22 protein-coding genes are annotated in these 20,957 nt (G+C 61.6%); 9 read left to right on the top strand and 13 right to left on the bottom strand.

The features are described from left to right. Positions 1 to 399 precede the first annotated feature (399 nt). From LOY50_RS17705 to LOY50_RS17690, 4 genes are all read right to left on the bottom strand, one after another. On the bottom strand, positions 400 to 780 hold the full coding sequence (locus LOY50_RS17705) for a RidA family protein (protein ID WP_253476167.1): 381 nt from the start codon (positions 778 to 780) through the stop codon (positions 400 to 402). A 74-nt stretch (positions 781 to 854) separates the two neighbouring features. Beyond that, on the bottom strand, positions 855 to 1,733 hold the full coding sequence (locus tag LOY50_RS17700) for an NmrA family NAD(P)-binding protein (RefSeq protein ID WP_253476165.1): 879 nt from the start codon (positions 1,731 to 1,733) through the stop codon (positions 855 to 857). 17 nt (positions 1,734 to 1,750) lie between these two features. Then, the gene (locus LOY50_RS17695; RefSeq protein ID WP_258688746.1) at positions 1,751 to 2,434 is read right to left on the bottom strand and encodes an SOS response-associated peptidase family protein; all 684 of its coding nucleotides are present in this window, start codon (positions 2,432 to 2,434) and stop codon (positions 1,751 to 1,753) included. Between the two features lie 289 nt (positions 2,435 to 2,723). Further along, complete coding sequence (locus tag LOY50_RS17690) at positions 2,724 to 3,677, bottom strand: LysR family transcriptional regulator (protein ID WP_258688745.1); 954 nt, start codon at positions 3,675 to 3,677, stop codon at positions 2,724 to 2,726. 100 nt (positions 3,678 to 3,777) lie between these two features. Here LOY50_RS17690 and LOY50_RS17685 point away from each other — a divergent pair, with 100 nt between their 5' ends. Beyond that, a complete protein-coding gene (locus LOY50_RS17685; RefSeq protein ID WP_258688744.1) occupies positions 3,778 to 4,641 on the top strand; it encodes an aldo/keto reductase family oxidoreductase in 864 nt (287 codons plus the stop codon). Here the strand turns inward: LOY50_RS17685 and LOY50_RS17680 are convergent. Continuing rightward, complete coding sequence (locus LOY50_RS17680) at positions 4,638 to 5,420, bottom strand: MBL fold metallo-hydrolase (protein ID WP_253476159.1); 783 nt, start codon at positions 5,418 to 5,420, stop codon at positions 4,638 to 4,640. The two genes, LOY50_RS17685 and LOY50_RS17680, sit on opposite strands and share 4 nt — an antisense overlap. Before the next feature lie 91 nt (positions 5,421 to 5,511). Between LOY50_RS17680 and LOY50_RS17675 the strand changes: the two genes are divergently transcribed. Beyond that, positions 5,512 to 6,480, top strand: a complete 969-nt coding sequence (locus LOY50_RS17675) for a GlxA family transcriptional regulator (protein ID WP_253476157.1) — start codon at positions 5,512 to 5,514, stop codon at positions 6,478 to 6,480. A 6-nt stretch (positions 6,481 to 6,486) separates the two neighbouring features. Here LOY50_RS17675 and kefC read toward each other — a convergent pair whose 3' ends face one another. The 4 genes from kefC to LOY50_RS17655 form a co-directional block, all read right to left on the bottom strand. Next, entirely contained in the window at positions 6,487 to 8,313 is a 1,827-nt protein-coding gene (gene kefC, locus LOY50_RS17670; RefSeq protein ID WP_253476155.1) for a glutathione-regulated potassium-efflux system protein KefC, read from the bottom strand. A gap of 1 nt (position 8,314) precedes the next feature. Next, positions 8,315 to 8,836 carry a glutathione-regulated potassium-efflux system oxidoreductase KefF gene (gene kefF / locus LOY50_RS17665; protein WP_258688743.1) on the bottom strand — a complete coding sequence of 174 codons (522 nt, stop codon included), beginning with the start codon at positions 8,834 to 8,836 and terminating at the stop codon, positions 8,315 to 8,317. 312 nt (positions 8,837 to 9,148) lie between these two features. Then, a complete protein-coding gene (locus tag LOY50_RS17660) occupies positions 9,149 to 10,495 on the bottom strand; it encodes a cell wall metabolism sensor histidine kinase WalK (RefSeq protein ID WP_258688742.1) in 1,347 nt (448 codons plus the stop codon). Beyond that, a complete protein-coding gene (locus LOY50_RS17655) occupies positions 10,492 to 11,202 on the bottom strand; it encodes a response regulator (RefSeq protein ID WP_253476149.1) in 711 nt (236 codons plus the stop codon). The genes LOY50_RS17660 and LOY50_RS17655 overlap by 4 nt, the downstream gene beginning before the upstream one ends. Positions 11,203 to 11,582: 380 nt before the next feature. Here LOY50_RS17655 and LOY50_RS17650 point away from each other — a divergent pair, with 380 nt between their 5' ends. The 4 genes from LOY50_RS17650 to LOY50_RS17635 all read left to right on the top strand — a co-directional run bounded on the left by LOY50_RS17650 (position 11,583) and on the right by LOY50_RS17635 (position 14,604). Further along, complete coding sequence (locus LOY50_RS17650) at positions 11,583 to 12,371, top strand: VacJ family lipoprotein (protein ID WP_258688741.1); 789 nt, start codon at positions 11,583 to 11,585, stop codon at positions 12,369 to 12,371. Further along, entirely contained in the window at positions 12,364 to 12,600 is a 237-nt protein-coding gene (locus LOY50_RS17645) for a hypothetical protein (RefSeq protein ID WP_253476145.1), read from the top strand. The genes LOY50_RS17650 and LOY50_RS17645 overlap by 8 nt, the downstream gene beginning before the upstream one ends. A 153-nt stretch (positions 12,601 to 12,753) precedes the next feature. Continuing rightward, the gene (locus LOY50_RS17640) at positions 12,754 to 14,055 is read left to right on the top strand and encodes an Nramp family divalent metal transporter (protein WP_258688736.1); all 1,302 of its coding nucleotides are present in this window, start codon (positions 12,754 to 12,756) and stop codon (positions 14,053 to 14,055) included. 69 nt (positions 14,056 to 14,124) lie between these two features. Continuing rightward, positions 14,125 to 14,604, top strand: a complete 480-nt coding sequence (locus LOY50_RS17635) for a VOC family protein (RefSeq protein WP_258688733.1) — start codon at positions 14,125 to 14,127, stop codon at positions 14,602 to 14,604. A gap of 217 nt (positions 14,605 to 14,821) precedes the next feature. Here the strand turns inward: LOY50_RS17635 and LOY50_RS17630 are convergent, their stop codons facing one another. After that, positions 14,822 to 15,223, bottom strand: coding sequence for a RidA family protein (locus LOY50_RS17630; RefSeq protein ID WP_253476139.1), 402 nt, complete (start codon positions 15,221 to 15,223; stop codon positions 14,822 to 14,824). Between the two features lie 132 nt (positions 15,224 to 15,355). Between LOY50_RS17630 and LOY50_RS17625 the strand changes: the two genes are divergently transcribed. The 3 genes from LOY50_RS17625 (at position 15,356) to LOY50_RS17615 (ending at position 17,483) form a co-directional block, all read left to right on the top strand. Beyond that, complete coding sequence (locus LOY50_RS17625; protein WP_258688730.1) at positions 15,356 to 16,285, top strand: LysR family transcriptional regulator; 930 nt, start codon at positions 15,356 to 15,358, stop codon at positions 16,283 to 16,285. Next, entirely contained in the window at positions 16,282 to 17,016 is a 735-nt protein-coding gene (locus LOY50_RS17620) for a CPBP family intramembrane glutamic endopeptidase (RefSeq protein ID WP_258688728.1), read from the top strand. The genes LOY50_RS17625 and LOY50_RS17620 overlap by 4 nt, the downstream gene beginning before the upstream one ends. A gap of 74 nt (positions 17,017 to 17,090) precedes the next feature. Then, positions 17,091 to 17,483 carry a GFA family protein gene (locus LOY50_RS17615; RefSeq protein ID WP_258688727.1) on the top strand — a complete coding sequence of 131 codons (393 nt, stop codon included), beginning with the start codon at positions 17,091 to 17,093 and terminating at the stop codon, positions 17,481 to 17,483. Positions 17,484 to 17,508: 25 nt separating this feature from the next. On the opposite strand, the gene LOY50_RS17610 is transcribed toward LOY50_RS17615, so the two are convergent. The 3 genes from LOY50_RS17610 to LOY50_RS17600 all read right to left on the bottom strand — a co-directional run bounded on the left by LOY50_RS17610 (position 17,509) and on the right by LOY50_RS17600 (position 20,948). Then, positions 17,509 to 18,006 (bottom strand): DUF3916 domain-containing protein, encoded by a 498-nt coding sequence (locus LOY50_RS17610; RefSeq protein WP_214511892.1) that lies wholly within the window; start codon positions 18,004 to 18,006, stop codon positions 17,509 to 17,511. Positions 18,007 to 18,113: 107 nt separating this feature from the next. Further along, complete coding sequence (locus LOY50_RS17605; RefSeq protein ID WP_258688723.1) at positions 18,114 to 19,562, bottom strand: aldehyde dehydrogenase family protein; 1,449 nt, start codon at positions 19,560 to 19,562, stop codon at positions 18,114 to 18,116. Between the two features lie 204 nt (positions 19,563 to 19,766). After that, positions 19,767 to 20,948, bottom strand: coding sequence for an FAD-binding oxidoreductase (locus tag LOY50_RS17600; RefSeq protein ID WP_258688721.1), 1,182 nt, complete (start codon positions 20,946 to 20,948; stop codon positions 19,767 to 19,769). Between the last annotated feature and the right edge of the window lie 9 nt (positions 20,949 to 20,957).

Here is a 20,957-nt window from a genome sequence, read left to right as displayed (position 1 = left end):
CAGCGACCCGGAAACGATAGAGCCCTGGCCCAAGGCGCACAAGCCGGCGGATTCTGGCGCAGTTGTAGGCAACGGCGCAAGACAACGTAGCCCGATCCCGAATGCTCCTACATCTGGATAAACAAGGTCCGCTGCTGGACTGGGAGCCTGGGTTAACAAAACACCTGTGGCGAGGGAGCTTGCTCCCGCTGGGTTCTGTAGGAGCTGGCGAAGCCTGCGATCTTTTGATCTTGATCTTGATCTTGATCTTGATCTTGATCTTGATCTTTCGCTTGAGACTCAACTGTCTGGGACAAGATCGCAGCCTCGTTGCACTCGTCAGCTCCTACAGCGTCCAGCGGGAGCAAGCTCCCTCGCCACAAAAAGCAGTGCAGCGCTACAAAAGTGCAGTGGGCCCGCTCAGCCCTTCGCCGCCATCGCCGTCACCTCCACTTTCATCCCTTCAACCGCCAGCGACGCCACGCCCACGGCGGCGCGAACCGGCCAGGGTTTGGCGAAGAAGCGTTTGTAGACCTCGTTGAAAGCGGCGCGGTCAGCCATGTCGGTCAGGTAGATGGTCAGGTGCAAGACCCGGTCCATGGAACTGCCGGCGCCCTCCAGGGCAGTCTTGAGGGCTTGCAGCGTGCATTCGCTCTGCAGCGTGATGTCACCCAGTTCCAGGCTGCCGTCGGCGTGGGTGGGGATTTGCGTGGAAACCAGCAGGCCGCCGAAACCGGCGACGTCGGAGGAAATGGAGTCCGCATCCGAATCTGGAATAAACGTGATATCTGGGTTGCTCATGCAAAGCCTCATGCTGGAAAAGAAAAAGGACCGCCGCAGTTTACCGTCCATTGCCGCGCCGTTCCTGCATTCCTTTATCCGTGCGCTCCCAGCCCGTTGTTTTGCACCAGCGCCTGGATGTAGGCCTCAAGCGTCATAGTGCCGTGCAAGGCGTTGTCGCCCACGTCGAAGCCGCTGTCGAGGCTGACGGCGCTCATGCGTGTATAGGATTGCGCCGCAGCGGGGCTGAAGCCGAGGCTCTGGAAGGTGTTTTCCCATTGATCCCTGGGGATCACTTGTACCTCGACCAGCCGGCCGAGCGCCTGGGAAAATGCCTGGGCCACATCGTTGGGCGAGTACAGGCGAGGCCCCTGCACGTTACGCACGCCAATGTCGTCAACCGAGGATAGCAACCGCGCGGCCGCCACTTCGCCCAGGTCCCGGGGCGCAACCATGGGAAAGGCCAGGTCGGCGGGAAACAGCGTCGGTAACTTGCCGGTCTCGCGCACGGTATCGAGCAGGCTGTCCCAGTTGCTCATGTAATAAGCGCCGCGATTGATCGCTGCCGGGATCGACTGGTTGCGCAGCCCGTCTTCCAACTCCCACAAGACGCTTAGATCGCCGATACGCTCGCCGGGCTGGGCGCCGGCGGTGGATTGCACGACGATTTTCTCAAGGCCCGATCCGTCGAGGGCGGCCAGGATGTTGGCCACCGTGCGCCGTTCCACCGCATCGGTATCGGTACTGGGATCCGCCGACGGGTTGAGAATGAACGCCCTGCGCCCGAGCCGAAACGCGGCGCGCAACGATTCGACGTTTTCAGCATCCGCTTCGACGATTTGAGCGCCCCTGGCGTGCCATTCGGTGGCGTGGGTGGCGTTGCGGGTCATGACAATCACGGCATGCCCTGGCGCCAGCAAGGCTCGGGCCGTGGCCGAGCCAACGTGGCCTGTGGCGCCCATGATCACGTACATGGCTTTATCTCCCTAAGTCAAAGTCCGCCCTGGGCCGGACGTTGGGTTGTCATTGCCGGTTCAAGGTGCGGTTGCGCGCTGTTCAGGCGCGCGGCCAGCTGTTGTGCCTGTTCCCATCCCAGCGCGGGCTCCAGCCAGTCGAGCGCATCTTCGGCACCGAAGGCCAGTACCCGCTGCTGCTGGTTGGCGATGTCGCCATACGTCACCAGGGCCAGGCCGTCACAGCCAAACGGGGTCTCGCTGGCCTGGGCCAGGGCGGCCAGGAAGATCGGGGCCGACTGCCGGGCGGTCGTGTAGGTGAGACGTTGCGCCTGGGAGGGCGAGGCGGGGGCTTGCGACTCATACCAACCCTCCACGGCGACCAGTACGCGGCCTTCGTGCTTGATGGGGTCGAAGACCTTGGAACGCATCACCAGATGCAAGGGCAGATGGGTCAGCGGCGGCATTGTTCCGACTGACCAGATCGGCGACCAACCCCAGCGAACCTTGATGCACTCCAAGTGCCCGCCGCGACGACGAATGGCGCTGACCTGCATGTTTGGCTTGATCAGGCTCTGGCGGTCCAGGACCTTGGGCGGCGTTGTCACGTACAGGTCCAAGGGCGTCACGCTAGCACCGAAACGGCTGCCGAGCGTGTCTCGCTGGGCGAAATACGCCAGGGAGTCTTTTGAAGAAACGTGTTGAACAAGACCGTCACACATAACGAAAACTCCCGGCAGTGAAACGCAAGGCATTCTTGATGTACCCGCCGTTCAGGCCGTGACGGTCGAAGCGCGTCATCGTGGCTTTCAGCGGTGTCATGTAGGTCCGAGCCGTGGCGAATGGCTTGGTTCGAAAATCCTTGCGGCGGGGAGACGAGTGGGCAATGGGGTGAATGCACTACCGCTATCGCGAGCAGGCTCGCTCCCACAATGGATTTGTGAAGGGTCAGGATTTTCAGCTACGCCGCCGAGCCCTTGTGGGAGCGAGCTTGCTCGCGATAGCGGTGGGTCAGTTTGCAGTGAAGTTGGCTGTGCCGACGCCTTCGCGAGCAAGCTCGCTTACACACTGTTGTGCATTGATGAAATCCACAAAAGCCCTCAACGGCGAAGGCAAGTAGCGGCGGCCGGGGTAGTAGAGGAACGGCCCGGTAAAGCGCTGCCACCAGGGTTCGAGTACCGGTTCGAGGGCGCCGCTGTCCAGGTGGGGCCGCAACCAGTCCTCGAACAGATGGACAATGCCCAGCCCATCCACCGCAGCCTGTACTGCCAGGTCCATCGCGCCGCCGATGCGCACGATCAACGGGCCGCTCGGGTCGACGCTCATCGTTTCGCCGTCACGTTCATATTCCCACAGGGGCAGGGCGCCGCTGGGAAACTTGCCCGTCAGGCAGGCATGCCCAAGCAGGTCCCGTGGATGTTCGGGCCGGCCCCTGGCATCGAGGTACGCGGGTGAAGCGGCGGTCGCGAAGCGCTGGAACCGTGGGCCGATGGGGATGGCGATCATGTCCTGCTCCAAGCGCTCGTCGTAGCGAATGCCGGCGTCACAGCCGGCCGCGAGCATGTCGACGAAGCTCTCCTCGGTGACCACTTCCAGGCGGATGTCGGGATAGCTTTTCAGGAACGGCGTGATGATCGCCGGCAACACCAGGCGGGCCGCGCTGACCGGCACGTTCAGCCTGAGGGTGCCCGAAGGCCGGTCGCGAAAGTCGTTGACCACGTCCATCGCCGCCTCGACCTCGCCCAGGGCCGGGACGATGCGTTCCATCAACCGGGCACCGGCCTCGGTCGGTACCACGCTGCGGGTGGTGCGGTTGAGCAGGCGTACGCCGAGCCGGCTTTCCATTCGGCGTACGGCATCGCTGAGGCTTGAGGCAGACTTGCCGCTCAGCCGCGCGCCTTCACGAAAGCCCTTCGCATTGACCACGGCCACAAAGGCCAGCAAGTCTTGAATATCCGTCGCCATTGTTCTCTCCGCCGTACAACCCGTGCTGATTGCACCTGATTATCAAGGGAATGGTCAACGCCTATAGTCGCTCCACTCACATTGATCCGAGGGCGACGAGATGAACATTGCAGGCAAGGCAGGCAGCTTCTTACTGGGCGATCGCACGGTCAATCGCATGGGCTACGGCGCGATGCAGTTGGCGGGGCCCCGGGTCTTCGGACCGCCGAAAGATCCGGCGGCCGCCGTCGCCGTGCTGCGCGAAGCATTGGCGAGCGGGGTCAATCACATCGACACCGCCGATTTCTACGGGCCCCATGTCACCAACCAGCTGATCCGCGAAGCGCTGCACCCTTACGCCCAGGACCTGGTCATCGTCACCAAGGTCGGCGCCGTTCGTGGTGCCGACGCGTCCTGGAACCCGGCCCATAGCCCTGCCGAGTTGACCCGTGCGGTCCACGACAATCTGCGCAACCTGGGCGTGGAGGTATTGGACGTGGTCAACCTTAGGGTGTGGGGCGACCTGCATTCGCCCACCGAAGACTCCATCGAAGAATCGTTCACGACACTGGCCGAGCTGCAGCGCCAGGGCCTCATCCGTCACCTGGGCCTGAGCAACGTCACGGCCGCGCAGGTCAAGCAGGCCCAAGGCATTGCCCAGGTGGTCTGCGTGCAGAACCACTACAACTTGACCCATCGCGACGACGAACACCTCATTGCCGACCTGGGCCGGCAGGGCATCGCCTACGTGCCGTTCTTCCCCCTGGGCGGCTTCACACCGCTGCAATCGGAGACCCTTTCCAGCGTGGCGGCGCGTTTGCAGGCATCACCGCTGTGCGTGGCCCTGGCGTGGTTGCTGCAACGTGCGCCGAATATCCTGCTGATTCCCGGTACGTCGTCGTTGGCGCACCTGCGGGAAAACCTCACGGCGAGTGAACTGAAGATCCCTGCGCCGATGCTGGCCGAGCTGGACGCATTGGCCTAGGCCGCCCGAAAGACCAACGTCTCGCCATCCTCCGGTATCAACAGCCGGCCTGCGACGCCGGCCAGCGCGGCGGCTTCGGCAAGGGCCTTGCGTGTCGTCGGGCAGTGGCTGATCGCTTCCAGGTGATTGGCCACCACGGTCCCGCGAGATAAGCGAGTGAATTCCAGTGTCTCGTCGATGCCCATGATGATGTCGCCGCCGATATCGAACCGTGCCCCGCCTGCCGGAACTACGCTGACCTGCGGTTGGTGGCGCAAGACGAATTCGCAGACGGTGGGGGTGAGCACGGTATCGCCGGTGAGGTAGACGCTCGGTTCGCCGGGCAGCTCGATCAGGTAGCCGACGCCATGCTCCATCAGCTTGCCCACCAGACCCAGCCCATGGGTGCATCGAACGGAGCGAATAGTGCCGCCCAGGAATGGGTTGGGTTGGTCATGCGCCTTGGCCAGTGGTTGGACATTCAGGCCTCGCTTGGTGAGGTAGGGGGCGTCATGGGGTGTGCAGATGACCGGGATCTGCTTTTCCCTCAGCCACTGCTTGGCTGCGCGATCCAGATGGTCGAAATGGCCTTTCTGACAGTGGGTGATCAAGCAATGGGTGACGGTCTCGAGGGCCTGCGCTGTCGAGGCCGCAAGCGCCACCAGTGGATTACGCTGCGTGGCACCAAACAGTCGGAGCGGCGGCAGCGTGCCCTTGCCAGCCAGCATCGGGTCGACGAGCACGCGATACGGGCCGAATTCAAGAATGATCGTGGCGTTACGGATCTGCTGGATGTTCATGAGGCATTCCTGTTGAGCGAGCGCTTCATGGTGCCGATCCGTTCCCATGTGCATAATGGCCGGATCTGACATCTTTGATTCGTTTCAGGCCATGACCAACAAACTTCGCATCGGTTTGCTCCTGTTTCCCGGCTGCATGCCCGCCGGCCTGTTCGCGTTCGCCGATCTGCTGCATGCCGCCAACCGCAGAGGAGGGCGGGCGCTGTTCGAGGCTCGCTACATCGCATTGCAGGCCGGGCCGGTAGTATGTGCCCATGGCGTGACCCTGCAGGCGGAAGCGGTGTTGGGCAGCGCGGGTTTGGATGCCGTTCTGGTTCCTGGCTTCTGGGCCGAATCGGCCGAGCAGGTGAATGCGGTGTTGGCTGAACAGACAGCCCTCGTGAGCGCGCTGTCCAAGCATGCCCGATCGCTTCAGCTCTGGTCCTATTGCACCGGTGTCTGCCTGCTGGCCGCCGCCGGTCGATTGAACGGGCAGGGCGCGACGGTGACCTGGTGGCTGGCGCAAGCGATGCAGCAGCAGTATCGAAAAGTCCATTGGCAAAGCGAGCAGAACTGCGTGTTCAACGAGCGCACGGCGACGGCGTCCGGGGTGAACGGCTACCTGCCCATCGCCGAAAAACTCATCGAACGCAGCGTCAGCAGTGACGTGTTGCGCGACATTACCCGGCTCATGGTGCTACCGCGCCCGGCCATTCCCCATGCGGCGTTCCAGGGGGCGGCCCTGATCGAGCAACCCAGCGGATGGCTGCGACAGTTGCACGGCTTGATCGAACAGATGCCGGCCGAGCGGATCACCGTCCAGGCACTGGCGAGCCAGTTGGCGGTGTCCGAGCGCACCTTGGCGCGCAAGGTCAGCCGTGAAACGGGTGAGACTGTCGCGGCCTACGCCCGACGCATCAAGTTGAACCAGGTCAGCGAACGCCTGACGTTGACGGCGCTGCCCCTCGCCAGCATCGGCGCCGAGCTGGGTTTCAGCAGCAGCTCCAACTTGCAACGGATGTTCAAGGCACTGACTGGGCTGACGCCGGTGGCGTACCGGCGCAAGTTCGGGCGTGTGTGACGCCGGTCAACCGGGCGTCTTTTCCGTTTCGTTGCGATGGTGTTCCTGCCAGTTGTCGACGGGGCGGGCACGGTCTTCGTTGAACATGTCCGTGAGCAGCGCATTGGCGCGCCGGTAGGCATCGTGGCGGAACTTGAGGTCATCTTCCGGCTGGGCGACGATTTCCTCCAGCATCTTGAGGTTCAGCCGGCGGAACTGATCCGCCCGCTCGCGCGCTTCGTAAGCCCCGACGCCCATGTGTTCCAGCGCACTGCGACCCAATGACAGCGCACTCTCGAAGGTTTCCCGTTCAGCCGCCTCCACGCCCATCTGCCGAAGGGTGATGAGGTGCCCCATGTCCCGCGCCCGCACGATCAACTGCAACGCGGGGAAGTGCTCCTGGGCCAGCCGGGTCAGCGCCAGGTTGTCTTCCCGATCGTCGATCGCATTGATCAGCACCACCGCTTGGGCCGCGCCGGCTGCGTGCAGCAGATCGAGGCGCGTGGCATCGCCATAAAAGACTTTCACGCCGAATTTACGCAGCGTCTCGATGTTGTCCGGGTCGTGATCCAATACCACCACCTCGACGCCGCAAGACATCAACAGCCGTCCGGCGATCTGCCCGAAACGCCCGAACCCGGCGATGATCACCCGTGGATTCTGCTGGTCGACGAGGTCGGATTCGCGTTTGTTTTTCTTGGCGACGGACTCGAACCGATCCAGCAACACGATCAGCAAGGGCGTCAGGCACATGGACAGGGCCACCGCCAGGGTCAGGCTCTTGCCCCATTGATCGGTCAAGATGCCGGCCACGGTCGCCGCGCCAAACACCACGAAGGCGAATTCGCTGCCCTGGCCCAGCAACACCGCCTGCCAGGAGCGCTGACCGGCGGGGACGTTGAGGAACCGGCCCGCCATCTTGATCACCAGCAGCTTGATCAGGATGAAACCCAGGGTCAGGGTGATGACTTTCAGCGGTGCGTTGATCAGGGTGCCGAAATCGATCGACATGCCGACACCGATGAAGAACAGACCCAACAGCAGGCCTTTGAACGGTTCAATGTCGCTTTCCAGCGCATGGCGGTATTCGGAGCTGGCCAGCAGGACCCCGGCGAGGAACGCGCCCATGGCCATCGACAAGCCGGCTTCTTCCAGCAGGAAGCCGAAGCCGAACACCAGGAAAAGTGCGACGGCACTGAAAATCTCGCGCAAGCCTGACCGCGCTGCGAAGCGCAGCAGCGGTCGCGTCACGTAGCGTCCCAACAGCACGACGATGGCGATGGCGGCGACGATTTTGCCAATCGATAGCAACAGCGCCGTGCCCGAAGGCGTGTCGCCGTGGGCCGACAACAACGGAATCATCGCCACCAGCGGAATCGCCGCGATGTCCTGGAACAGCAGCACGGCAAAGCTGCTGCGGCCGACGGCGGTGGCGGTCAGGTTGCGTTCGCTCATGGCCTGCATGGCGATGGCCGTGGAGGACAGGCTCAGGGTCAGGCCGACCAGCAGCGCTGCCGTCCAGTTCAGGCCAAGGGCCGTGCAGAACAAGCCAATGGCAGCGCCACAGGCGAGCATCTGCAGGGCACCGCCACCGAACACCATCTTGCGCAGGGCCCAGAGCCGCTTGGGGTCGAGCTCAAGGCCGATGATGAACAGCATCAGCACCACGCCGATTTCAGCGAATTCCAGAATGGCCTTCACATCGGTAATCAGCTTCAGCCCCCATGGGCCGATGATGCACCCGGCCAGCAGGTAACCCAACACCGGGCCCAGGCCAAACCGAACGGCAATCGGCACGATCAACGTCGCCGAGGCCAGGTAGATCAGCATTTCAATCAGGCTGTGCGTCTCCATTTCAATCTTCCTTCCAGGCGGCCAGGCGAGCGCCATAGTGTTCGATTTGTGCGTGTTGGGCCTCAGGGTCGGCGGCATAGGCGCCATGCACGACCACCGGTTCCAGCCAGCGCATGCCGCAGTAAATGGCCGTGGCGTGGAGAGGTTGGGCCAGCGCCGAAAAATCGGGGTAGTCGCCGATCGCAAAATGCGCGTGATCGCCACCGGTGGTGACGGCCCACAGCAAGCGCTTGCCTTTGAGGGCGACGGTGTCTTTGCCGTAGGCCCAGCCGTGGGTGAACACCTTATCGATCCACAGTTTCAACAGGGGCGGCGTGCTGTACCAGTACATCGGGTGCTGGAGGACGACCAGCTCTGCTTGTTCCACCGCTCGCTGTTCCGCCTCGACGTCGATATCGAAGTTGGGGTAAAGATCATAGAGCGAACGTATGACCACGTCCGGGTTGGTCGACACTCGCTTGAGCATCTGCTGGTTGACCCGCGATTTGTCGGGGTAGGGGTGCGCATAAATGATAAGAATCATCGGTGAATTCCTTGGTTTGGCTCCGTCGATTCCTGTCTGTCGAGGAAGCTTGCTCCCGCTAGGGGGCGCTGTAGGAGCTGCCGAGCGAAGCGAGGCTGCGATCTTTCCCCAGGCACTTGAATCTCAAGCGAAAGATCAAACGATCGCAGCCTCGCTTCGCTCGGCAGCTCCTACAATGAGCGCGAACGATGGCATTGAGTCGGGCGATACAAACAAGAGCGCCTTCCTGGGGGCAGGGTCCAGGTCGCAAAGGCCGGACATCCTACCGAGGAAGGCGCTGATTGTTTAGCGCGGATCGGTACATCGGGCACTTCAGTCAAGCGGCAGCGAGACCCTGGCCTCCAACCCGCCACCGCGTCGATTCCTCAGGGTCAGCGTGCCGCCATGTTCCAGCACCGTCGCCCGGGCCGCCGACAGGCCCAGCCCCACGCCGCCGGTGTGCTTGTTGCGAGAGCTTTCGATGCGAAAGAACGGCGTGAAGACCTGCTCAAGGTGTTGCGCGGCGATGCCGGGTCCGCGATCCAGAATGCAAATGTCCACACGATTGGCGTCGGCCTCGAGTCGAACAGTGGGCGCGCCGCCATATTTGATCGCGTTGTCGATCAGGTTGACCAAGGCGCGCTTGATGCCAATGGGACGCCCGACATAAACCAAGCGCTGGGCACCTTCGAACGCGACCTCGGTGCCGGCGTCCTTGAGGTCATCGACGATGGTGTGCAGCAACTCAGCCAGGTCGAACGCGGTGGCGTGTTCAAGGCGGGCATCGTCGCGGAAGAACTCCAGGGCTGAGTTGACCATCGCCTGCATTTCGTCCACGTCCCTGAACAATCGCGATTGTTGTTCGGCATCCTCGATGAACTCCCCGCGCAAGCGCATGCGGGTGAGCGGCGCGCGCAAGTCATGGGAGATGGCGGCGAGCATCTGCGTGCGGTCCTGTAGAAAATGCTTGAGCTGGGCCTGCATGGCATTGAAAGCGAGGATCGCCTGGCGGATTTCGTGGGGGCCGATGACCGGAATCGGTGGCGCCTGGTGGTCGACGCCGAAGCGCCGGGCGCCTTCGGCAAAACGTTCCAGCGGGGCGGCCAGGTGCCGTGTGGCGATCAGCGCGACGATCAACGTCGAGAGCAGGATCAGGGCGATGATGATCCCGTTGCGCGCCCATTCCTCCAGCCCCCAACTGCGCGAGGGCACAGAGAAAATTACCCACGAATGGTCGGCCAATTCGATGATCGCCGCGTAGCGTGCGTCGGGTTGATCGGCTGGCCAATCGTCCGGTTCGTAGGCTTCGATCCTGGCGTCCGGCCGGCCCAACTGCTGGCGCAGTAACACCGAACCTTCACTGAACTCCGGCTTGTCGATCACCGGCAACCGCGCGTCTTCATGCCGTTGCAGCCATTGTGCGTTGAATGCCTGGTCGCTGGCGGCCTTGGCAATCGCGGGGCGTTGTTCGGGGGCGACAGAGTCAATGATGCGGGTGATGGCGGTGGCCTTTTCCATCAGGCCGGTTTCCATCAGGGGAGGGCGCGCCCAGGCACCGGCCAGCAGGCTGAACAGCTCATTGAGGGCCAACAAGGTCAGCATGGCGATCATGGTGGTCAGGGCGATCCAGCGCGCTACCGTGTCCCGTGGTTGATGATTGCCCGAGCGCGAGGGTTTCATCGCTTCACCACGTGTGGGCTGAACAGGTAGCCGCTGTTGCGCACGGTACGGATCATCGACGTACCGGTGATGTCGGTCTCCAACTTGCGCCGCAGGCGGCTGACCTGGACATCGATGCTGCGGTCAAACGCTTCGAAGGTTTCGCCGCGGGCCAGGTCCAGCAACTGCTGGCGCGTCAGCACCCGGCGCGAGTGTTCGGCGAACACCAGCAGCAGTTCGAACTCTCCGGCGGACAGCGGGATCATGACCTTGTCCGGTGAGCGCAGTTCGCGCCGGGTAACGTCCAGTTGCCAGTTCTCGAACTCCAGGATTGGCCGGGAGGCGTCGTTCAGCGTGTCCCTGGCTTCACCGGTGCGCCGCAGCACGGCGCGCACCCGGGCCAACAGCTCCCGGGCGTCGAAGGGCTTGGTCAAGTAATCGTCCGCCCCCAGCTCCAGGCCGACGACGCGATCACTCAATTCGCCCATGGCGGTGAGCATGATGATGCCGACCGTGTGCTCGGCCCGCAGTCGCTGGCAGAGCACCAGGCCGTTGTCGCCCGGCAGCATGACGTCGAGGATGATGAGGTCCGGCACCCGCCGTTCCACCGCCTGCCACAAGGCGTTGCCGTCGGCGGCGACATCCACGCTGTAGCCATGTTGTTCGAGGAACTTGCGCAAGAGGGCGAGGACTTCGAGGTCATCGTCCACCAGTAATAAATGGCTCACGGTGGGCACGCAGGGTAATGAATACAGGAGGCGATACTAGGGTCAATCCAGGGCCTGCGTCATATATTTCAATCCGGCAATAAAGTTGCGCTCGGGCAATATTCTGGAAATCTCCAGGCAAAAGAACAGCGGCAGGATGGCCCTCGATGTCAGTCAGTTAAAAACGAGTCAGCCCTGCACAAAACCTGTGGCGAGGGGATTTCTGTGGGAGCAAAGCTTGCTCGCGAAACAGACGCCTCGATATTTGAAAGTCCGCGTCGCCTGCATCGCGGGCAAGCCTTGCTCCCACAGTAAGCGTCCTCCTCTTCACAAGAGCTGTGTCCGGCACCGTTTCTTTAGCTGATCGGTATCGCCTCCATTCCTCGCCGAGATCCCCCTGTATGCCGATCACCAAACCCGCCCCGTTGTTTGTTCGATCCACCGTCGTGGTTGTACTGGCGGCACTCGCCAGCGGTTGCTCCAGCACGCCGGCGGCAACGCCGGGGTCGTGTGAAAGCGCGGCCTATACCGTTCACGATCCCGCAGAACCGGTCAACCGCGGCATCTTCGCCTTCAACCGAACCGTGGATGACTACGCGCTGGCCCCAGTGGCCCGTGGTTATCTCAAGTTGCCGGAGATGTTCCAGGCCGGCGTCCACAACTTCGTGGCGAACTTCGGTGAGCCTAAGGTGTTCATCAACGACTTGCTACAAGGCAATGCCCAGCGCTCGGTCAACACACTGGGGCGGTTCGTCATCAATACCACGGCGGGCATCGTCGGGCTGATCGACGTGTCGGGCAAGCTGGGCATCGAGCGCCACGAGGCCGATTTCGGCCAGACCTTCGGCGTCTGGAACGTCGCCCCCGGACCTGTCGTGGAACTGCCCCTGCTGGGCAGCGCCAACCTGCGGGACGCGACGGGCAAAGTGCTGAGTTTTGCCGTCGACCCGTTTGGCGACAACAGCAGCACCGTCGACACCCTGGGTACGATCAACACCGTCGGCGGCGTTGTCGATGGCCGTGCCGAGGCATTGCCACTGACCGACCAGTTGCAGACTCAAGCGGATTACTACGCGGCGCTACGCGATGCAACGGCGCAGCAGCGTGCCGATTTTGTCGCGCAAGGGAAGTTGGGGGCGGTGGTGCAGGACCATCCGCAATGCCAGGACGGAGCCGCTGCTGATGAGTAGCGAGGTGTTGGTCCTGCATCGGCGAATGCGCTCGTTCGAGCCGGATGTATTGCACTGTCGTGAAGTTGAATTGCGCTTGGCCGAGGACGGTCGCCATGTGCTGCTCAACCGTTATGTCGAGTTGTATCGCCATGAACACGTCAGTTGGTGCGCCATCCAGCAGCATCGGGTGCCGTTGGCGCGGATGGTGCGCTGGATGGTCGATAACGGCGAACAGGTGAGGGGTTAGTGGCAATTTGCTCCTGGACTACAACGGCATCTTGGGAGCGGATGCCATGAAACATTTCTACATAATTACGCATTAATAATGGTTGTACGACGTCGTATCTAATATGTTCGACTGTGGCCGTTTCTCACAAAAAAAATAACGGAGATTCCATCCATGACGAGCATTCCTTCCGCTGAAGGCCAGGCTGCGGCGTCCACGCAAGGCCGTTTCGTACGCCTGCTCAAGCTTCTCGGCCCCGGCATCATCGCGGTCCTTTCCTGGCTGGGTGCCGGCGATTTGATCACTTCATCCGTGGCTGGCGCGAATTATGGCTACGCGATGATGTGGGTGCTGGCGGTCTCTCTGCTGCTGCGTTACCTGATCGTCAACATCATCGCGCGCTTCCAGCTCTGCAATAACCAGGGCATGACCATCCTGCAAGGTTATGCCCAGCTCAATCCGTTTTTCGCCTGGTTCCTGCTGGTGTATGCGTTGCTCATGGGGCACCTGATGAACGCCTACATGATCAAGGGGGCTGGCGAAGCCTTGGCCATGTTGCTCAAGGTCGACTATCCACTGCTGTGTTCGGTGGCAGTGGTGTTGGCGGTGTGGATGCTCGTCGGGCGCAATATCTATTCAATGATCGAAGGCGTGATGAAAGGGCTGCTGGCGATCATGACCCTGGCGTTCCTGGCCCTGGCGGTGATGTCCGGCCCGGATGTCGCCGGCATCGTCAGAGGCACCATCGGCTTCAGTATCCCGCCCGATGAAGGGGTGCACGGCTCGTTGCTGGTGGCCGTTTCGGTGATCGGTGCGGTGGCCGGTTCCATCGCCAACTTCGTTCATCCGTATGTCATGCGCCAGAAGGGCTGGGTGGGACCAGAACACAAGCGTATCCAGCGTAACGACCTGCTGTTTGCGGTGTTTGTCGGGATCATCATCAACCTGGCCATCTGGATCGTCGGTGCGGAAATCCTGCGACCCAACGGCATCGAGGTCAAAACCCTGGGCGATTTGGGCAAGGCCCTTGAAATGTTCTTCGGTTCGATCGGTTGGTACGTGTTCTTTATCGGTGTGTTTGCCACGCTGTTCGCCAGCATCTCCGGCAAGACCACGGCGTTCCCGATGCTCATCACCGACGCCTTCCAGCATGTACGGCCCGGGCGCCGGGAGCGTTACGGCAAAGAGTTCCACCGCGACCCGATGCACAAATGGTTCATGCTGTTCATCCTCGTGACACCATTGATCTGGTCGCTCCCGGGCATGCCGGACTTCGTCACGCTGACCATCGGCGTCAATGCGCTGAACATCATCGGCTTGCCGGTGATTTCCCTGGGCCTGTTGATCATGTCCAACCAGAAGTCCCTGCTGGGCAAGGAATACCGCAATAACCTGTTCGAGAACATCGCGTTGATGTTTGCCACAGGCCTGGCATTGTGGGTTGCGTTCCAGTTGGGGGTTGATCTGTTCACCTGAGGGCCGGTCATCTGTAACTTTCGGAGGGGCTGCTAGACTTTATCGTCCAGTCCCTTTCGGAGAACCGGAATGAATAATAAAAACAGGATTTGTCTCTGGTACGACGGCACCGCCCAGGAAGCGGCGGAGTTCTACGCAAAAACCTTTCCCGACAGTGCGGTGAGCGCTATCCATCATGCCCCGGGCGATTATCCGTCGGGCAAGCAGGGCGACGTGATCACCGTGGAATTCACGGTGATCGGCATCCCTTGCGTCGGCCTCAACGGCGGGTCGGCGTTCAAGCACAGCGAGGCTTTTTCATTTCAGATCGCAACTGAAGACCAGGCCGAAACAGACCGTTTGTGGAACGCGATCATCGACAACGGCGGCGAGGCGAGCGTCTGCGGCTGGTGCAAGGACAAGTGGGGGTTGTCGTGGCAGATCAGCCCTCGCGTGTTGCTTGAAGCGGTCGCCAGTGCCGACAAAGCCGCCGCCAAGCGTGCCTTCGAGGCCATGATGACGATGACCAAGATCGACATTGCCGCGATTGAGGCCGCGGTAAAAGGCTAGCCGGCGAATCACCACCATCATTCCCCTGTGGGAGCGAGCTTGCTCGCGATGACGGCGGCACAGCCACATTGATGCAAGCTGATCCGGCGCCATCGCGAGCAAGCTCGCTCCCACATTTGATTTGTGGTGACTTCGAATTCCCGACCAGCACAGGTCCCCCTGTGGGAGCGAGCCTGCTCGCGATGGCGGCGGCACAGCCACATTGATGCAAGCTGACCTATAGGGTGGTTTCAGGCAACTTGGCAATCACCTTGATCTCGAACTGAAACCCATACAGCCATGTCACGCCCACCGCCGTCAGCGTCGGATGCGGTGCGTTGCCCCAGAACTCGGGCACGACGCTCCAGACCCGTTCGAAGATCGATTCGGGGTCGACCATGAAGACCGTGACGTCCACCACATCATCAAAACTGCAATCGGCGGCAGCAAGAATCGCCTTCAGGTTGTTGAACGCCAGCCGAACCTGAGCTTCCAGGTCGGGCTCTGGCGAACCGTTTTCGGTGCTACCAACCTGTCCCGAGACGAACAGAAAACCATTGGACCGAATCGCCGGCGAATAGCGATTGCGCTCATAGAGTGCCTGGCGTCCAGGCGGGAAAACCACGTCGCGCTGTGTCATGAGTACCTCCATCAAAGAGTGGGTTCCAAACGATGAACTCACTCTAGGGGCTTGTGTCCTGGCGATAAACGAGCAACCTTGGCGATCACTGTTTGTAGAATCCAAACAATCGGATCGACAGCCGAGGCACAGATGGATCGTTTTGATGCGATGCAAGCGTTCGTTCGAGTCGTGGAGGCGGGCAGCTTCACCAAGGCGGCTGAAACCCTGCACATGAGCAAGACCACCGTGACCCAATTGGTGCAGCAGCTCGAGGCACGGTTGCGGGTCAAGTTGCTCAACCGCACCACGCGCAAGGTCAACGTCACCGCCGACGGCGCCGTCTATTACGAACGAGTGATCCGGCTGCTGGCCGACATGGACGATGCCGAGACCAGCGTGTCCGGCGCCCAGGCGTTACCTCGCGGGCGACTGCGGGTGGACGTGCCGAGCCCGCTGGCTTCGATGATCCTGATACCGGCCTTGCCAACGTTCTACGCGCGATACCCGGACATCCAGATCGACATGGGCGTCAGTGATCGCATCGTCGACATGCTCGATGAAAACGTCGATTGCGTGGTGCGGGGCGGTGAGTTGAGGGATCAGTCGCTGGTCGCCCGACGCGTTGGCGATCTCGCCCTCGGCGTTTTCGCCGCGCCGAGTTACCTGGCACGATTTGGCCTGCCCGCGCATCCGCGAGAATTGGAAGGCTCGCACCACCGCACCGTGGGTTTCCTGTGGGCCCGCACCGGCAAATCCTTGCCCTACGCCATGCGCCGTGACGGTGAGCTGCTTCACGTCAAAGGGCGCTACGCGCTGGCCATCGACGACGGCAACGCCTACCTCGCGGCCGGTTTGGCTGGGCTGGGCGTGCTCTGGCTGCCCAAGTACATGTCCAGGCCTCATGAAGCGCAGGGCGGGTTGGTGCCGCTGTTCGAAGACTGGCACCTCGAGCCGATGCCGCTGTATGTGGCCTATCCCCCGAACCGGCACATCAGCGCCAAGTTGCGGGTGTTCATCGATTGGGTCGTGGAACTGATGGCGCAACATGCGCCGGTTGACGCCAAGGGAAGAGTGCGATGATTGCCGAAGGACTCGTTGTACTGCTGGACTACACCCTGTATCTGCTGCCGGGCCTGGCGCTCTTCGGCCTCTGGTTCGCGTTGACGCCCAAGACCCAGACAGCGTTGCGTATTGTGACTGTGCTATTGGCATTCGTGTTGATGCGCGACGCCATGACGCCCTTGCACATGTGGTCCCTGAACGGCGATCTGCAGATTGGTTTTCTGGCCAACCCGTTCGTGCTGGCGATGTTGGGTGTTTCGTCGCTGCTGTTGGTCGCGTTGAGCGCGCGCCTGTTGCCAGACTTGTGGCAACTGGTGGTGCTATTCAAAGGCAATCGACTGGTTGGCCTGGTCCTGGGCATCGCCGTGGGCTGCCTGATCGGTTTGCCGTTGCGGCTTTATCAAGGGGCTGAAACGGTGATTCCAGGTTATTGGCCCTGGCTACTCGGCATGGCGGTGCTGGCCTATGGCGCTAACGCGCTGGAAGAAGTGCTGTTTCGTGGCTTCTTGCAGGGTTACCTCGAACTGCATGTCAGCGCCCTGCGAGCAGCGCTGATCAGTGCCGTGGCGTTTTCTGCGTTGCATGCTTTTCTCGCCTTGAGCGTTACCCAACTCGGTTGGCCCGTGTTGCTGTTTACGCTGATAGAGGGCCTGGCCTGCGGGCTCATTTGTATGCGCTACGGCGTCGTGGCATCGACCGCTACCCATGGGACGGCGATATTGCTGATTGCGGTGCCGATGGTGGGTTGAATGAGTTAAACCAGAAACAGGTAGAAGCGGTCGAAGGTTGTATCTCGATCGGTCAACGACAGAGGAGTCCCACCATGGACCGATTCACCGGCGGATGCCTGTGCGGCAACGTTCGTATCCAAGCCTCAGGCCGTCCGTATCGCGTAGGCCTCTGCCACTGCCTCGACTGTCGCAAGCATCACGGCGCGCTCTTCTACGCTGCCGCCGTGTTTCCCCAGGATGCCGTGACGATCGAAGGTGAAACACGGGACTACGCCGGACGCTTTTTCTGTCCCCGCTGCGGCTCGTCGCTGTTCGCCCGCTCGGGTGACGAAATAGAAGTGCACCTCGGCACGCTGGACGCCCCCGATCAACTGATGCCCACCTACGAAAGCTGGACCGTGCGCCGTGAGGCCTGGCTGCCGGCGTTTCCGCTCACCCGACACTACGAGCATGATCGCAAGGGTACGGGGCGGTTCGAGGACTGAGGCCAGCCTGCGATTACGAGCGACTTCAGGCCGGTTCGCCTATGCACCACCATTGAACTGCGATTTCGTCGTCCGCCTGAGTCACATCATGCCCGTGCTCTATGAAGTGCGCCGGGGTGTGTAACGCGAGTGTCTGGCTGAGCAGTTGCGGTTTGAGTGCATTGGTTTCGCCGAGAAACCGTAGGTAATAGTCCTGATCATAGAAGAGGGTGACCTCACTCTGATGTACCCATGGCCACGTCAGCAGGCACGCGACCCGGTAGTAGCCCTGTGAGCGATCAGCTGCATTGGATAGATGGGTTGCCGCTTCAAGCAATTGTTGGATACAGAAGGCCTGGACTTCAATCCGGGCCTGAGGGCCTTCGACCAAGGCCTCATGAACAGGAATCTTCCAGTTTGCATATTTCCTGTCACCAGGCCTTGGGTAAAAGTTGTCTTGAAAACTTGATGCCCAGCGCTCTATGGAACGAAGGCGGCGATGGAGGCCCCTGAGGGGTTTGTCATTGATGCTGATTTGCCGCATTGATGTTTCCTGCCATGTGAGGTCCGGCCATTCTCCGGGCAGTGACGCGGCAATCCAAGGATGACCCTGGTGGGTTTCGTGTCATTTGATGACAGCGGTTTTTGGAATCACTCAAACCCCACAATCGCCTTGATCTCCAGATACTCCTCAAACCCGTGAACCCCATACTCACGGCCATTGCCCGAACGCTTGTACCCACCGAACGGTGCCATCGGGTTCCACGCCGGGTAGTTCAACAGCACTTGCCCTGCGCGAATACGCGACGCAACGGCGCGCGCAAGCTCAAGATCCCGGCCCTGGACATGCGCGCCCAGCCCATAGACGGTGTCGTTGGCGATGGCGACGGCTTCATCCACCGTGTCATAGGCAATGATGCACAGCACCGGGCCGAAAATTTCTTCCTGGGCGATGCGCATGGCGCTGTCGACCTGCGAGAAAACCGTGGGGCGGGTGTAGAAGCCTTGTTCAAAACCCTCCGGGCGCCCTGGGCCACCGCACACAAGCTTGGCACCTTCATTCATGCCCACTTCGATCATGGCTTGCACGCGATTGAACTGGGCCTCGTTGGCGATGGGGCCGAGGATCGTTTCTTCCGATTGTGGAACACCGACGATGATCGCGTTGGCGGTGGCGGCAGCCAACGCCTCGACTTCCGCCAGGCGGTTCCTTGGCACGATCATTCGGGTCGGTGCGCTGCACGATTGGCCGACGTTGCGAAATGCAGACATCACGCCCGGCGGTACGGCCTTGGCGAAGTCGGCGTCGGGCAACAGCACGTTCGGGGACTTGCCGCCCAACTCTTGGGTAACGCGCTTGACCGTAGGGGCGGCCGCCTGGGCCACCAGTGCGCCAGCGCGGTTCGAGCCGGTGATGGAGATCAGGTCGATGTCGGGATGCGCCGCCATGGCCGCGCCGACCTCGGCGCCGCTGCCGTTCACCAGGTTGAAGACGCCGGCAGGCAGGCCTGCGTCATGCACCAATTGTGCGAAGAGAAGAGCGCTCAGGGGCGACAGTTCGCTGGGTTTCAACACCACCGTGCAACCGGCGGCAATCGCCGGGGCGACTTTGGCGGTGATTTGATACAGCGGCCAGTTCCACGGCGTAATGAGGCCGCAGACGCCAATGGGTTCGCGTTGAATGGCCGTGCCATGCTCAATCTTCTGGAAGGTGTAAGTGGACAGCACATCGCGGGCCACCCGAACGTGTTCGGCGGCGAGCGGCACTTGCATGGCCCGTGCGAAGCCGATGGCCGCGCCCATCTCCAGCGAGAGCGCCTGGGCCAGTTCTTCTTTGCGTTCAAGGATCAGCGCATGGATCTTTCCCAGGATCGCCACGCGTGCTTCCACCGGGGTCGCCGACCAGTCGGGAAATGCTGCGCGAGCCGCGGCGACGGCGCGGTCAACGTCTTCGCCGGACCCTCGGGCGACCTCGGCAATGACTTGCTCGGTGGCGGGATTGACCACGGGCAGCGTGGCCGGGTATGCCGGAGACTGCCAGTCACCGTTGATATAGAACTGCTGGGACGTAGGCGGGGTGTTCAAAAAAGGGGTGGTCATCCAACGGGCTCCCATAGAGCGGTGATAGCACTGCCGGCGACAGATCCTGAAGCCGTTATCTTCTCGATAAACTAACAAAGCGGCCCGGATGGGATATGCCGTTCTCAAGCCTGGCAAAGAAGAATCTGCTGTATCTGCCGGGTTAACTTCGCGAAAAAAGTGGCAGCATCCGTCCAGGGCAAAAAGGACGCCCAGTCGCTTGTATCAAATGAGTCTGCCAGTGCCAGGCGTGCTCATCTGAGGCATTGTCAGGGCGGTCGGTTCGGTAAACCTGCGAATATCAAAAGGGCTGATCAGGGTGCCAGTGCTGCCGGTGCTGATCAGCTCGGCCATGACGTCGCCGACGCCGGGGCCGAGCTGGAAGCCATGCCCGCAGAACCCAAAGGCATAGAACAAGCCCTTGACCTTGCCGCTTGGGCCCATGATCGGCAGCGAGTCTGGCGTATAGCTTTCGATGCCGCTCCACACCCGGATGATGTTGAGGTTCGCCACCCCGGGCAGCAGGCGGCTCATCTGCTGCATCTGGTTGAGCAGGCTCTCGGGCTTGAAGTAGGCGCGACGGTTGATCATGTCCGGTTTGCAGCGGTTGCCGCCGCCGATGATGAGGTTGCCTCGGGGGATCTGCCGGAAATAAATCACCTCTTCCTTTATCTTGGTGAACACGCCGATCACGGTCGGCAAGGCGTAGGGCACAGGTTCGGTGACCGACATCTGTGGGCCATTGGCTTCCAACGGTACCGCTTCGTCGAATTGTTCGGACAGCTTCGCCCCCCACGCCCCCGCCGTGATCAGCAGTTGCTCTGCAATGAATAGCTGGCCGTCGGTGGTGGTCACGTGGAATTGGTCATTCACCTTTTGTACCGCGGCGACCTCTGTTCGCTCGCGGATGCTGGCCCCGGCCCGTGTCGCCGCGCGGGCAAATGCCGGGGCGGCCAGGCGTGGGTTGGCGTGGCCGTCGTGAGGGGCGTACGAGCCGCCCTTGACCTGCGCGCCGAGGAACGGGAAACGTGCGTGCAACGCCTTGCCGGTGATGATTTGCAAGTCCAATTCGCGGGCTTCGGGGGCGGCGGCGTAGGCTTCAAGCTCGGCGATTTCGTCCTCGCGATAACAGACGCGCATATGGCCGCTGGGGATGAACTCCAGGTCATCGCCGATCAACTCGGGGAGCCGTTTCCACAACCCGTACGAGCGATTCGACAACTCCAGTTGGCCGAGGAATCGCCCTTGGCGCCGCACGTTGCCGAAATTCACGCCACTGGCGTATTGGCCGATCAGGTCGCGTTCCAGCAGGGTCACCGAGTGCCCACGCTGGCGCAGGAAAAACGCCGACGCCGACCCCATGATGCCGCCGCCGATAATCAAGACGTCGCTTTTTTCTGGCTTCATGATATTCCC

Source organism: Pseudomonas sp. B21-010, assembly GCF_024749325.1.
Classification (GTDB): Bacteria; Pseudomonadota; Gammaproteobacteria; order Pseudomonadales; family Pseudomonadaceae; genus Aquipseudomonas; species Aquipseudomonas kilonensis.
This window is presented reverse-complemented; position numbering and strand designations above follow the sequence as displayed.

What these genes read in the sequence shown, in the direction of transcription:
- LOY50_RS17700 (WP_253476165.1), bottom strand. Translation starts at nt 1,733, where the DNA reads ATGTACGTGATCATGGGCGCCACAGGCCACGTTGGCTCGGCCACGGCC.
- LOY50_RS17695 (WP_258688746.1), bottom strand. Translation starts at nt 2,434, where the DNA reads ATGTGTGACGGTCTTGTTCAACACGTTTCTTCAAAAGACTCCCTGGCG.
- LOY50_RS17600 (WP_258688721.1), bottom strand. Translation starts at nt 20,948, where the DNA reads ATGAAGCCAGAAAAAAGCGACGTCTTGATTATCGGCGGCGGCATCATG.
- LOY50_RS17660 (WP_258688742.1), bottom strand. Translation starts at nt 10,495, where the DNA reads ATGAAACCCTCGCGCTCGGGCAATCATCAACCACGGGACACGGTAGCG.
- LOY50_RS17675 (WP_253476157.1), top strand. Translation starts at nt 5,512, where the DNA reads ATGACCAACAAACTTCGCATCGGTTTGCTCCTGTTTCCCGGCTGCATG.
- kefC (WP_253476155.1), bottom strand. Translation starts at nt 8,313, where the DNA reads ATGGAGACGCACAGCCTGATTGAAATGCTGATCTACCTGGCCTCGGCG.
- LOY50_RS17690 (WP_258688745.1), bottom strand. Translation starts at nt 3,677, where the DNA reads ATGGCGACGGATATTCAAGACTTGCTGGCCTTTGTGGCCGTGGTCAAT.
- LOY50_RS17610 (WP_214511892.1), bottom strand. Translation starts at nt 18,006, where the DNA reads ATGCGGCAAATCAGCATCAATGACAAACCCCTCAGGGGCCTCCATCGC.
- LOY50_RS17625 (WP_258688730.1), top strand. Translation starts at nt 15,356, where the DNA reads ATGGATCGTTTTGATGCGATGCAAGCGTTCGTTCGAGTCGTGGAGGCG.
- LOY50_RS17620 (WP_258688728.1), top strand. Translation starts at nt 16,282, where the DNA reads ATGATTGCCGAAGGACTCGTTGTACTGCTGGACTACACCCTGTATCTG.
- LOY50_RS17640 (WP_258688736.1), top strand. Translation starts at nt 12,754, where the DNA reads ATGACGAGCATTCCTTCCGCTGAAGGCCAGGCTGCGGCGTCCACGCAA.
- LOY50_RS17615 (WP_258688727.1), top strand. Translation starts at nt 17,091, where the DNA reads ATGGACCGATTCACCGGCGGATGCCTGTGCGGCAACGTTCGTATCCAA.
- LOY50_RS17630 (WP_253476139.1), bottom strand. Translation starts at nt 15,223, where the DNA reads ATGACACAGCGCGACGTGGTTTTCCCGCCTGGACGCCAGGCACTCTAT.
- kefF (WP_258688743.1), bottom strand. Translation starts at nt 8,836, where the DNA reads ATGATTCTTATCATTTATGCGCACCCCTACCCCGACAAATCGCGGGTC.
- LOY50_RS17605 (WP_258688723.1), bottom strand. Translation starts at nt 19,562, where the DNA reads ATGACCACCCCTTTTTTGAACACCCCGCCTACGTCCCAGCAGTTCTAT.
- LOY50_RS17685 (WP_258688744.1), top strand. Translation starts at nt 3,778, where the DNA reads ATGAACATTGCAGGCAAGGCAGGCAGCTTCTTACTGGGCGATCGCACG.
- LOY50_RS17635 (WP_258688733.1), top strand. Translation starts at nt 14,125, where the DNA reads ATGAATAATAAAAACAGGATTTGTCTCTGGTACGACGGCACCGCCCAG.
- LOY50_RS17645 (WP_253476145.1), top strand. Translation starts at nt 12,364, where the DNA reads ATGAGTAGCGAGGTGTTGGTCCTGCATCGGCGAATGCGCTCGTTCGAG.
- LOY50_RS17705 (WP_253476167.1), bottom strand. Translation starts at nt 780, where the DNA reads ATGAGCAACCCAGATATCACGTTTATTCCAGATTCGGATGCGGACTCC.
- LOY50_RS17680 (WP_253476159.1), bottom strand. Translation starts at nt 5,420, where the DNA reads ATGAACATCCAGCAGATCCGTAACGCCACGATCATTCTTGAATTCGGC.
- LOY50_RS17650 (WP_258688741.1), top strand. Translation starts at nt 11,583, where the DNA reads ATGCCGATCACCAAACCCGCCCCGTTGTTTGTTCGATCCACCGTCGTG.